General features: G+C 49.3%; 8 protein-coding genes. 2 read left to right on the plus strand and 6 right to left on the minus strand.

What is annotated here, in order from left to right; genetic code table 11:
• Positions 1 to 804: 804 nt before the first annotated feature.
• The gene (gene xylB, locus ABT58_RS18635; protein WP_047875959.1) at positions 805 to 2,256 is read right to left on the minus strand and encodes a xylulokinase; all 1,452 of its coding nucleotides are present in this window, start codon (positions 2,254 to 2,256) and stop codon (positions 805 to 807) included.
• A 183-nt stretch (positions 2,257 to 2,439) separates the two neighbouring features.
• Between xylB and ABT58_RS18640 the strand changes: the two genes are divergently transcribed.
• The gene (locus tag ABT58_RS18640; protein ID WP_082211160.1) at positions 2,440 to 3,627 is read left to right on the plus strand and encodes a XylR family transcriptional regulator; all 1,188 of its coding nucleotides are present in this window, start codon (positions 2,440 to 2,442) and stop codon (positions 3,625 to 3,627) included.
• Positions 3,628 to 3,715: 88 nt separating this feature from the next.
• On the opposite strand, the gene ABT58_RS18645 is transcribed toward ABT58_RS18640, so the two are convergent.
• The 5 genes from ABT58_RS18645 to ABT58_RS18665 all read right to left on the minus strand — a co-directional run bounded on the left by ABT58_RS18645 (position 3,716) and on the right by ABT58_RS18665 (position 10,798).
• The gene (locus ABT58_RS18645) at positions 3,716 to 4,891 is read right to left on the minus strand and encodes a sugar ABC transporter permease (protein ID WP_082211161.1); all 1,176 of its coding nucleotides are present in this window, start codon (positions 4,889 to 4,891) and stop codon (positions 3,716 to 3,718) included.
• Complete coding sequence (locus tag ABT58_RS18650; protein ID WP_047875960.1) at positions 4,891 to 6,414, minus strand: xylose ABC transporter ATP-binding protein; 1,524 nt, start codon at positions 6,412 to 6,414, stop codon at positions 4,891 to 4,893. The genes ABT58_RS18645 and ABT58_RS18650 overlap by 1 nt, the downstream gene beginning before the upstream one ends.
• Before the next feature lie 121 nt (positions 6,415 to 6,535).
• On the minus strand, positions 6,536 to 7,534 hold the full coding sequence (gene xylF / locus ABT58_RS18655; RefSeq protein WP_047875961.1) for a D-xylose ABC transporter substrate-binding protein: 999 nt from the start codon (positions 7,532 to 7,534) through the stop codon (positions 6,536 to 6,538).
• Between the two features lie 479 nt (positions 7,535 to 8,013).
• Positions 8,014 to 9,333 (minus strand): xylose isomerase, encoded by a 1,320-nt coding sequence (xylA, locus tag ABT58_RS18660; protein ID WP_047875962.1) that lies wholly within the window; start codon positions 9,331 to 9,333, stop codon positions 8,014 to 8,016.
• Between the two features lie 454 nt (positions 9,334 to 9,787).
• Entirely contained in the window at positions 9,788 to 10,798 is a 1,011-nt protein-coding gene (locus ABT58_RS18665) for a LacI family DNA-binding transcriptional regulator (protein WP_047875963.1), read from the minus strand.
• Between the two features lie 145 nt (positions 10,799 to 10,943).
• Here ABT58_RS18665 and nhaC point away from each other — a divergent pair, with 145 nt between their 5' ends.
• Positions 10,944 to 12,389, plus strand: coding sequence for a Na+/H+ antiporter NhaC (gene nhaC / locus ABT58_RS18670; RefSeq protein ID WP_047875964.1), 1,446 nt, complete (start codon positions 10,944 to 10,946; stop codon positions 12,387 to 12,389).
• The last annotated feature ends 574 nt before the right edge of the window (positions 12,390 to 12,963 follow it).

A 12,963-nucleotide genomic window follows, 5' to 3' on the forward strand; every position in this document is an offset into this window, starting at 1 on the left:
ATGTTCGCGATCTCACCCTGGCATTATATCTACCTCCGGTAAAACCAATATACTCCCATTTAAATAGCAATGGTTCATCATTAATTTTTTCTTCATTTCTTTTATGTATGATTCTGATATCACAATATTTATCCTATTTTGACAATTGAGGATCCAGGAGGGTTTATGATGTTTTTTAAATACATTTGACCATGAACACTACTTTCTCCTTCGTCGTGGAGTTTATTATCATTTTTTGTAAAAAATTCATTGATGTTGTAATATTTACAGATATAGTGAATTTTTTAAAGTTAGGCAATGGAAACGTAATAGTTGAAATTAATAAGATACCAACCTTAGTAACTAAACCTTATTGTAGATTAATTGCCATAATTCATTGACTATCTACTCTTCAAGGTTTTACTTCCAACACTTCCGTCAGATATCTCGGTCGACATCATGAAATCTCTAATAAATTCAAATTTCAGGCATGATAAAACCTAGCCATCGGGCTAGTAAAAAATTGGGAGTAAAAATGCTCTAGCTACATGAAGCAATCTTCGACTGATACTTAACCCTCGCGTTCGTTGCTGGTCGATATAGTGGCAATATTCATGCAGCAGTAAGCCGTCCTTGCCTATCGCGCCAGTGACGCTTTTCTCTAACCGATACCTCAATTCCAACTCATTTTCTTCTGTGAGTCCAAGGCGAGAGACGATATTTCGTGCCGTTTCTGATATGCAGCCTTTCTGGCCATCGCAAATAAACAACACGGCGCCTTTCAAGCGCCGCGTCGAAGGAAAAATTCAAGCGTCTTTAGACGGGTTAAAACAGCCCTTTTAACTGCTGATACAGAGATTGGAAAATGGCGCGTTTTTGTTGGTAATGCGCCGCATGTTCAGCGTTAGGCAGATGGCGTTCTACCACTGGTGGTACCGGACAAATATCTGCCACGGTCGCGCCCGGATTTGCCCCTAACATCGCTAGACGGGCGGCACCCAAGGCTGGGCCAACTTCGCCGCCTTGGCGATACACCAGCGGCATGCCGACAATATCTGCCAGCATCTGACGCCAGTACGCGCTGCGTGCGCCGCCGCCAATTAATGAGACTTCATCAGGGATCATCTTGGTGACATGCAGGGCATCAAACCCATCCGCGAAAGCAAAGCCGACACCTTCTAATACAGCCAGAGCAAGTTCGCGCTTGGTTGTAGCGTGCGTCATGCCAAAGAACACGCCCTTGGCATTGGGGTTATTGTGCGGTGTCCGCTCACCTGACAAATACGGCAGAAATACGACAGATGAATCACGATCAGCATGAGCTTCTACATCCGCCAACATCTCTCCGACCTCGGTGTAACCGGTCAGCTCAGCAACCCATTGCAGGCACGATGCCGCGCTCAGCATCACCGACATGGTATGCCAGGTATAGGGCAATGCATGGCAGAAACTGTGTAACGCCGAGGCCGGATTCGAGATGAAGCCATCACTCACCGCAAAGTACACGCCGGATGTGCCCAATGACAACATGGCCTGTCCGGGTTGGCTGATCCCCACGCCGATAGCACCTGCCGCATTATCGCCCCCACCACCGACCACTGGCACGACTGGCATGCCCCACAACGCGGCAATATCGGCACTCAAATAACCGGTGATGTCACTGCCTTCATATAACGCAGGCATATGTTCACGGCTTAATCCGGTCGCAGCCAATAAACGGTCATCCCAGTCACGGCGGTTTACATCCAGCCACATCGTCCCTGCTGAATCCGACATATCAGACGCGTAATCACCGGTCATTTTAAAACGCAGATAATCTTTCGGCAGCAACACTTTCGCCACTTGTGCAAACACCGCAGGCTCATGGTTAGCGACCCACTTTAGCTTAGGGGCGGTAAAGCCCGGCATCATAATGTTGCCGGTGATCACGCGGCTATCTGGTACGGCGGCTTCCAACGCTTGGCATTCTTGCTCGCAGCGTCCGTCATTCCACAAAATCGCCGGGCGCAACACATCACCGTGTTGATCCAGCAAGGTAGCACCGTGCATTTGTCCCGATAAACCGATGGCTTTCACTTGTTGCAAATCCACTTGCTGGCCCAACGCGGCCATCGCTTCACAGGTGGCCAACCACCAGTCTTGTGGCGCCTGTTCAGACCACAATGACTGTGGGCGAGACACGCTCAAGCCCACCGAATGTGTCGCCACAATCTCGCCAGTATCCATCATCGCAATGACTTTAACGCCCGACGTACCCAAATCTATGCCAATGTACATGTCACTTTTCCTTTTGCTCATGCCCCTTAACGATTTCTTCATCTTATGCTTCTGGTTTGGCCGCACAATTACGATTTTTCACACTCAGATGCACGGATTTAACGACTGAGCGGAGGATCACATCGTCCATCTTTGACGGCTGCTACACTCTCGGCTCATTCTCCAGCAAGCCTATGGGACATAATGGATAAACGATTTCGGATCACATTGTTGTTTAATGCTAATAAGGTCTACGACCGTCAGGTAATGGAAGGAATTGGTGAATATCTGCAAGCCTCTCAGTGTAACTGGGACATTTTTCTCGATGAAACCTTCACCACACATATAGACGATTTCAAAGCCTGGCAAGGGGACGGTGTGATCGCCGATTTTGACGATCCGGCGATCCGCGCTTTGCTGGCGGATACCACACTGCCCGTGGTGGGTGTGGGGGGCTCTTACGAAAACCCACAAGATTATCCGCCCGTGCCGTATGTGGCGACGGACAACCAAGCATTGGTTGAATTGGCTTTTCAGCATTTACGCGATAAAGGGCTGGAAAACTTTGCTTTTTACGGCACCCCACACGATGACGACAAACACTGGGCCCGTGAGCGTGAACAGGCGTTTCGCCGTGTGATCCAACAAGAAGGCTACAGCGCTTCGGTCTATCAGGGTAACGATACCAATGCCACTACCTGGCACTATGATATGAACCGATTGGCCGACTGGATCCAACGTTTACCGACGCCCGTGGGGATTGTGGCCGTCACCGATTCGCGCGCTCGACACCTGCTGCAAGTGTGTGAACACCTCAATATTCTGGTGCCGGATCAGGTCTCGGTGATCGGGATTGATAACGAAGAGTTAGCGCGCTACCTCACCCGTGTCTCGCTCAGCTCTGTCGGACAGGGCTGTAAAGAAATGGGCTACCGTGCCGCAAAGCTGCTGCACAAAATGCTTGATCATCCACCGACTCAGGCAGGGCCCTCTGCACTGCCACGTATTTTGGTGCCACCGACGCAGGTGTTTGCCCGCCAGAGTACCGATTTTCTCGCCTTGAAAGATCCTTATGTCATTCAGGCGATGCACTTCATTCGCCAGAATGCCTGTAAAGGAATTAAGGTCGATCAGGTGCTTAACTATGTCGGGATCTCTCGTTCAAACATGGAAGCACGCTTCAAAGAGGCCTATGGCCATTCTATCCATCAGGAAATCCATAATGCCAAGCTCAAACGAGCCTGTAACCTGCTGACATCCACCGCCTTGCCGATTGCAGAAATCGCCGAACTGTGTGGCTACCCGTCGTTGCAATACATGTACACGGTATTTAAAAAGAACCTTAATCAAACCCCGAAAGAGCACCGCGACAGCGTCGCCGTGTGTGCATAACGGCTTGTTGAGTGGCATAAAAAAACCTCTTTCACAAAAGAGGTTTTTTCTTCTTTATCAATGCCTTTTCTGGCGCAAAAACGAGTGGTTAACGCTTCGCTTTTGTTGCGCTGTCCATCCACACCGCCAGTAACAAAATCCCGCCTTTAACGATGTACTGCCAGAAGGTTGGGACGTCCATCATGCTCATTCCGTTATCCAGTGATGCCATGATAAAGGCCCCGATCACCGCACCTATAACGGTACCTACCCCGCCCGCCATACTGGTGCCACCGATGATACACGCGGCAATGGCATCGAGCTCGGCAATGTTACCGGCAGACGGCGAGCCTGCACCCAAACGGCTGCTCAGGATCAAGGCCGCGACCGCCACCAAAAAACCGTTCATGGCATACACTGCCAGCTTGGTTTTCTCGACGTTGATGCCTGATAAACGGCTCGCTTCAATGTTGCCACCAATGGCAAAAATACGGCGACCAAATTGGGTTTTATTGGCAATGAAAGTACCGATGATCAAAAACGTAGCCAGTAACAATACCGGCGTTGGTACACCTCGGTAATCGTTAAGGATCAAGATGATACTCAGCACCGCAATGCCCATCGCCGCACTTTTCATCAATGACGTATGCATAGGGGGTACCGGCAACTCGTACTGCTGACGCATGGCGCGGCGCTTTTGCTGCCAGCCAAAATACAGCGCCAGACCACCCACACCGATCACCATCCCGACCATACTCGGTAAATAGCTTTGGCCGATGATCCCCATCGCATCGGAGGTCGGTGCTACTGTGGTACCGTCCGTGATCCCAATCAGGATGCCACGAAACGCCAACATGCCCGCCAAGGTCACAATAAATGACGGCACTTTGCGGTACGCCACCCACCAACCGTTCCACAGCCCCAACAAGAAACCGGCGGTCAGTGTCAGCATAATGGTCAATGGCAGCGGCCAGCCAAACCACACATCCAAAATCGCTGCCACACCGCCCAGCAGCCCCATCATGGAGCCGACTGACAGATCAATTTCCCCACTGATGATGACAAACACCATGCCGATAGCCAGAATGCCGGTGATAGCTGTCTGGCGGAACAAGTTGGAAATATTGCGGGGTGATAGGTAACTCCAGTCGGTCATCACACTGAAAAACAGCATGATAATAACGATAGCTGCCGCCATCACGACCAGTTGCAGTTTGGCGCCTTGTAGCCACTCGCGCCATTGTGATTGTGGTGCGCCTGATGGCACCGGATTGATCTGTTCCATTATGCGGCCACTCCTTCCGTCAGCGCACAGTCCATGATTTGCTCTTGTGACAGGTTGTCGTTAATCAAATCACCTTTAATTTTGCCTTCATGCATCACCAATACCCGATCGCTGATCCCCAGCACTTCCGGTAATTCAGATGACACCATGATCACGCTGATCCCTTGGTGGACCAGCTTGAAGATCAACTTGTAGATCTCGTATTTTGCCCCGACATCGATCCCGCGCGTCGGCTCATCCAGGATCAAGACTTGCGGATTCACCAACAGAAAACGCGCCAGAATGGCTTTTTGCTGGTTCCCACCGGAAAGGTTTTTAATCGGCAGCTCGGCCGAGGGGGTCTTCACGGTCAGGGCGCGAATCGACTGACTGATCTCTGCCGCTTCATGCACATCATCCAACACACCGTGTTGAGCAAACAGCCCCAAGCCGGCCAAGGTAATGTTTTCGCCCACCGACATGATCGGCACAATACCGTGACGCTTGCGATCTTCCGGCACCATGGCGATCCCCGCTGTCAGCGCATCACGACTGCTGTTGACTGACAACGTGTTGCCACGCAATATCACTTCACCGGTATAACGCCCTTGGTAACAGCCATAAATACATTCCATCAGCTCGGTACGCCCAGCCCCCACCAACCCAGAGACGCCAAGAATCTCACCTTTGCGCAACACAAAACTGGCATTGTTCACTTTATGGATATGCGGATTGGTTTTATCCCAGGCGGACAGCCCTTTCACCTCCAGCACCACCTCGCCAATATTATGGGGTTCACGGGGAAACAGTTGTTTCATCTCGCGTCCCACCATCATGGTGATGATGTCATCGGTCGTCATGGTGCTCGCCAAACGGGTACCGATATGTACCCCATCGCGGATCACACAAATCTGATCCGAAATGTGCTTCACTTCATTGAGTTTGTGAGAGATATAAATGCAGCTCACGCCTTGCGCTTTGAGGGTCTTCACCAAATCCAACAAGATTTGCGTTTCAGATTCGGTAAGTGGTGCCGTCGGTTCATCCAACACTAATAGTTTGGCGTTTTTCGACAAGGCCTTGGCAATTTCAATCAATTGTTGCTGCCCTACCCCTAAATCCCCGACCCGGGTTTCCGGTGATATCGCCAACTTCACTTTCTTAAGCAGCGCCACTGATTCCGCATACATACGGTCAAAATCCAGCATGCCGTAACGCGTCAGCTCTGCGCCTAAAAACAGGTTTTCTAAAATCGAGAGCTCTTTAACTAAGGTTAATTCCTGATGAATAATGGCAATGCCCAAGGCTTCCGTTTCCGCGATGGTTTTGACTTTTACCGGCAGCCCCTCAAACACGATCTCGCCATCAAAGTCCCCATGCGGATAAATGCCACACAGTACTTTCATCAATGTCGATTTGCCGGAACCATTTTCACCACATAACGACAGTATTTCCCCTTTATTCACGGTAATACTGACGCCGTCTAATGCTTTTACCGGGCCAAAGCATTTGACGATATTTTTCATTTCTAATAAGGGTTTCATTTTCACTCCTAAGCCGCAGAGTGGAAAAAGAGAGCGTGGCAACTGAGCGAACATATTCACGCGGTAAACACCCGCTCTCCTTTTTGCGCGACCTTTAGCTGAACGATGTCTTACTGCACGATCAGTTTTGGTAGATATCTTTTTCAGAGTGGAAATTATCTGCCACCAAGGTTTGCTTGATATTGGTATGATTCACGGTGATAGGTGACAGCAACCAAGCCGGCACATCTTTCTTACCATTGTTGAGTACGGCGTTGGATTCCGGCATTTTGTCATTACCCAAATCTACGGCGATATCAGCTGCACGGGAGGCCAACACATGAATAGGCTTGTACACCGTCATGGTTTGGGTGCCTTCCACAATACGACGAATAGCCGCAAGATCCGCATCCTGACCAGAAATCGCCACTTTGCCCGCTAAGCCTTGTGCTTCCAGCGCCTGAATCGCACCGCCTGCCGTCGCATCGTTAGACGCCACCACCACATCAATCTTGTTATTGTTGGCCGTCAGTGCGTTCTCCATGATTTTCAACGCATTTTCAGCAAGCCATGAATCGACCCACTGATCGCCCACCACCTTGATCTCTCCGGCATCAATCTTTGGCTGCAACACGTTCATCTGTCCTTGGCGGAACAGTTTGGCGTTGTTATCGGTCGGTGCGCCGCCCATCAAGAAATAGTTACCGCTTGGCTTGGCATCCACCATGGCCGTCGCCTGCATTTCCCCGACTTTTTCGTTGTCAAAAGAGAGATAAAAGTCTAAATCCGCATTGTTGATCAAGCGGTCATATGCCAGCACCTTAATGCCATCGCGCTTGGCTTCCGCAATCACGTTACTCAATACTTCGCCGTTGTAAGGAATAATCACCAACACATCGACGCCACGTGAAATCATATTTTCAACTTGTGAAATCTGCGTTTGTTCATTGCCGTTTGCCGACTGCACGTACACTTTAGCGCCCAGTGCTTCCGCGCGTTCAACAAAGATATCGCGGTCTTTTTGCCAGCGCTCCAAACGCAAATCATCAATGGCCATACCGATCTTAACGGTATCCGCTATCGCAGGCGTCGCAGCAAGCCCAAGTAACATGGCACAGAGGATCGAGAGTGATTTTTTCATGGTTCTATCCTTTCGTTTCACGTGGGGTAAGTAGGGGAGTTTCTTTTTATTATTGCGCCGTTATTTTCTCGCTTTGGAAATAACGCTGGTCTTACTGTAGAGCAGAAAACGTACAGGTTCATTTAAGGTTTTTTCTAACCGAATTACGTTTTTTGTTTTATTGATTAATTTGTGATCAGGATAAAAGAGGCTTTATTTGATGTCGTTTTACGCCCAGGAATAACAAAGATTTGCTATTACCATCACGCCCAAATTCGGCGAAATATGCTTTAGGCGCGCAATCACAAAGTGCGCCATGAAACAGCCAAAACACTCACCGCCAAGACACTGGCAACATAGGCGCAGCCATAAACGGCACGCAAAAAGGCCCGCACATCACTAACGTCATGTGCAGGCAGCATCGCTCAGGAGCGATATGGGGGTAGGGCTCAGTGACGGGCGCGAACAGGATAAATCTACCCTGCTCGTCCCCTGTCAGATCACTTGTAGATAAAACCGTTTACGATATTTTCCAATTGCTCCTGGCGACCAGACTCACGCACTGGTGACAGATCGTTGTCCACCGCATACTGCGCCAGTGAAGCCAAAGAATGGTCGCCAGCCAGGATCTTCTTACCCAGATCCTCATTCCAGCCGGCATAACGGCGCGCGATGTTCTGAGACAAGAGATCGTTCTCGATCATTGCTGCTGCACGCTCTAATGACAGTGCCATGGTATCCATTCCGCCAATGTGACCGTAGAACAGATCTTCAGCGTCAATCGATGGGCGACGAACACGGGCATCAAAGTTAAAGCCACCCGTCGTAAAGCCACCGGCTTTCAGGATTTCGTACATCACCAGCGTGTTTTCTTCAACGCTGTTCGGGAACTGGTCGGTATCCCAGCCCAACTGTGCATCCCCACGGTTCGCATCGATAGAGCCAAAAATACCCAGTGAGGTTGCGGTCGCTACTTCGTGCTGGAAGCTGTGGCCCGCCAACGTCGCGTGGTTCGCTTCAATATTCACTTTGATCTCTTTTTCCAGACCAAACTGCTTCAAGAAACCATATACGGTCGCCGTGTCGTAGTCGTACTGATGTTTGGTCGGTTCTTGTGGTTTTGGCTCAATCAAAATCGTGCCTTTAAAACCGATCTTGTGTTTATGCTCAACCACCATTTGCATCAAACGGCCTAGCTGCTGGCGTTCCTGACGCAAGTCAGTATTCAATAGCGTTTCGTAGCCTTCACGGCCGCCCCACAATACGTAGTTTTCACCACCCAAGCGTTGTGTTGCGCCCATGGCATTAAAAATTTGTGTCGCCGCATACGCGAAGACTTTCGGATCGGGGTTGGTGCCGGCACCTGCCATGTAACGAGGGTGTGAGAACGCATTAGCGGTACCCCACAACAGTTTCATGCCGGTCTCTGCTTGTTTCTGCTCAAGCACGTCCACCATTTGTGCGAAGTTGTTTACGTATTCTTTGATCGAGGCCCCTTCCGGTGCCACATCGACATCGTGGAAACAGTAATAAGGCACACCCAGCTTGGTGAAAAAATCAAACGCCGCATCGGCTTTCATGCGTGCCATTTCCATCGCGTCACCGCTGTGGTGCCAAGGGCGCTCAAACGTGCCCGCACCGAACACATCAGAGCCCGGCCAGCAGAAGTTGTGCCAGTAACACGCGGCGAAACGGAGGTGATCTTTCATCGACTTACCGAGGATCATGCGGTCGGCATCATAGTGACGGAAAGCCAATGGGTTAGTCGTGTCTTTGCCTTCAAATTGAATATTATTGATGTGTTTAAAATAATCAGTCATAGCCTTGATCCTGTGTGTCGTTGCCTGTTTGTCTTTACCCCGTGTTATTACGGTGGCATCACAATCGAAGCATGTCGTTGTTGAGGTTATCTTTTCTTTTTTTTACAGGCTCAGCAATTATGATTTTTTAGACGTCGTTTTCTCCTATTTGTTTATTGTGCTTAACCTCTCATTCTTATTATTTCATCACTGATTTTTTGTGATCGCATCATCCGTTTTATACTTGGGGATTTTTATTCTCTGCTTTTTGTTCATCATGATAAACGTCACACTAACGAAATATCATAATGCGATTGTGATATTTCATCGCTTGCCTATTTTTCCAGACAAAAAAGAACAACACTATCACGCACTTTTTTAATATTGACCACGTTCAATAAAAATGACTCACGCAATGGCTTACGTTTTTTTATTTTCTACTTATCATATTGCGTTATTTCTTTATTTCGTTGTGTTAGACGCAATGTTCATGTTGATACGGAGCCACAGATTCACGATGAATAAGCGTCGGGTAATAACACTGCCCCTGTGGAAACTGCGCATAATTGCCGGTTAACGACAGAAGTGCCGCTTTGCGAGCCATGACAGCAATGGGGTATTTCAAGGTAGTCAGCGCTGGCGAGAAGTAACATTGTGGCATCACATCATCAAACCCAATGATGGATAACTGCGATGGGATCTGAACCCCGCGCGACTGAAATTCCCGCAATGCACTGGCCGCGTACACATCATTAAACGCCAATAACGCTGTCACCGGTAGCCCTTGCGACAAGAGTTTACGGGCGGCATTTCGCCCGCCGACTTCCACCCAATCGGCATTTTGCACCCAATCAGGCTCGACCATTAAACCATTGTCTTTCATCGCATTTATATAGCCCGCCAAGCGGTTATGTTTATCGTCACAATCAAAAGCCAGGTTGATAAAACCAATACGACGATGACCGAGGTTAATCAAATGCTGGGTGGCCTGATAGGTACCTGCCTGAGAATCGAGCCATACACAACGCTCTTGTACCGCTTCTACATGACGACCAATCAGTACCACATCTGAATGCTGACGGCAGATCCCTTCCAACGCACTGTCTGATAGTGCCTTACTGTGTAACACAATATGCCGGCACCCGTGTGACAGAAGAAAATCGATGGCCTTTTGCTCTTCGTTGGCATCGTAACCCGACGAACACAGCATCAAATGGCGGTTGTGTTCACGCCCCACTTCTTCCACACTCTGCGCCAGTAAACTGTAAAACGGTGAGCTGATCCGATTAATCACCACACCAATCGACGGTGTCCCGCTGTTTATTTTCAAGCGGTTATTGTTTTCTCGTGTAAACCCTATTTCTTTGGCGGCTTTTTCAATATGTAATTTTGTTTTTTCACTCACATGACCTTGTCGGTTTATCACACGGGAAACCGTTGCCATGGAATAACCGGTTATTTCAGCAATTTCTTTTAACGTCGGCATAAATAAACACTCAGCGTGATGAAATTCACAACTGTAAGTTACACACTATTTTGTTTGGTTATTGTGATAATGCACGAATTTTCCAATTATCAGGACAGGTAAATTTTGCTTCAGTCTCGTACCCATAATAAAAAAAGGACGTCCCATGAGCGTGAAAACTCCCGGTATCGCCTTGGCCATCGCGCCAATGGCTTCCATGTTAATATTATTAACCGTTGGATTTACTTTCCTCGGTTTATCCATTGAAGTACTGATGTTAGTCGCAGCAGCCATTTCTGCCGGTATTGCGTTATATCTGGGCCATACCTGGCAAGATATTCAAGATGCCATTGTTGATAAACTGAAAACCACCCTGCCTGCCCTGTTTATTTTGATCATTGTCGGTGGTTTGATCGGTAGCTGGATGGCCGGCGGGACGATCCCGATGCTGGTGTACTACGGCCTGAAAATGATCAGCCCGGAATACCTGCTCGTGACCGCATTTTTAGTCACCTGTGTCGTCAGTGTGTGTACCGGTACCTCTTGGGGCAGTGCGGGCACCGTCGGTGTGGCGTTGATGGGGGTTGCCGTTGGCATGGACGCAAACCTGGCCGCTGTTGCGGGTGCGGTGGTCTCTGGTGCGTATTTTGGTGACAAGATCTCTCCGCTGTCCGATACCACCAACTTTGCCCCTGTGGTCGCAGGTACTGATCTGTATTCCCACATTCAGCACTTGCTCTGGACCACTATTCCCGGCTTCATTCTGTGCTGCGTGGTGTTCTTCTTTATGGGCCACTCGGCAGTCGCTGACGGTGGCGTACCAGAGAAGATCACCGAAATCCTGACCAATCTGGATGCACTGTACAGCTTCAATGTGTTGTTACTACTGCCACCACTGTTAGTGCTTGGCGGCGCAATCAAAAAACTGCCAACGGTACCGTTGATGCTGGGCGCCTGTTTGATTGCGGTGATCAACGCCGTCCTGTTCCAAGGCTTTGACTTAACCACAGCCACCAGCGCATTCCTGAACGGCTTTAACGTGTCAATGTATGCAGACATGGGGATTGAAGCGAGCGCTGTCGTGCCAGATGTCGCCAAACTGGTAAACCGTGGCGGTCTTAGCTCCATGATGGGCGTGATCCTGCTGGTATTCTGTGCCTTCTCGTTTGCCGGTGCGATGTCCGTCACTGGCGGCCTGACCATTGTGGTGCAGGCAATGGCTAAAGGCATTCACTCAGTCACTAGCCTGATCGGCGCCACACTGGCCACCACCATCATTGTGGTGAGCACCACCTGTGACGGCAAACTGGCCCTGTTGATCCCATCTGAATTGTTCCGTGATCTGTACCGTAAGCTGAATCTGGATCCGGTCAACCTCTCACGCTCCACCGAAGATGCCGGCACCATTATTGAACCGCTGGTACCTTGGACCAGTGCGGGTATATTCATGGCCTCTACATTAGGTGTCGCCACCTTGGATTACCTGCCATGGGCAATTCAGTGTTACACCGGTGTGGTATTTGCGATGATTTGGGCGGTCACCGGTAAAGGGATCAAATACCTTAAGAAAGCGCCAACCACAGAGTCGTTAACGCCTAACGCGGCACACTGACGTCCATTTTCATCATTATAACGACGTGTCGATCCACTCAGCCCCGTGCCTTTGTGCCGGGGTTGTTTTATTTGGCGAGATGAGAGATGAGAGATGAGAGATGAGAGAAAATGACGAAACATGAAGGGAAGTACACTCTTTCTCCATCACAAAGACAGAAAAAAAGGGGTAAGCCGCCTAACGCTAACGCAATAAACTGGGCGTGCAAGTTACAGCGCGAAAATGGTGAACATTAACGTTTTATCAGCCACTTACCCTAACGATTACTTGTAGTGATGTGAACTTTTCTGGTCCATGGTGCATCGCTGCTGACAACCAGAACAGCACGGGCGCTACTATACCTCGCCAACATGAACGCACCCTGACCTGCATCAATTTCCCTGCATTTTTTACCCATAGTATTAATCGAGTAGTAACAAAATGCAAACAGAGGTAACAAAGTCGTTCAACCACGCCTTTTTCCCTATTCCTCATTGTGTCACTTTGCGCCGCGTATCTCCCATTTCCAGCTTTCATGACTACCGAACCCGCACCATGCGTGCAAAAATGCCGCTTTACCTCTCCCTTTCTACCA

The organism is Photobacterium aphoticum, assembly GCF_001029435.1.
Taxonomy (GTDB): domain Bacteria; phylum Pseudomonadota; class Gammaproteobacteria; order Enterobacterales; family Vibrionaceae; genus Photobacterium; species Photobacterium aphoticum.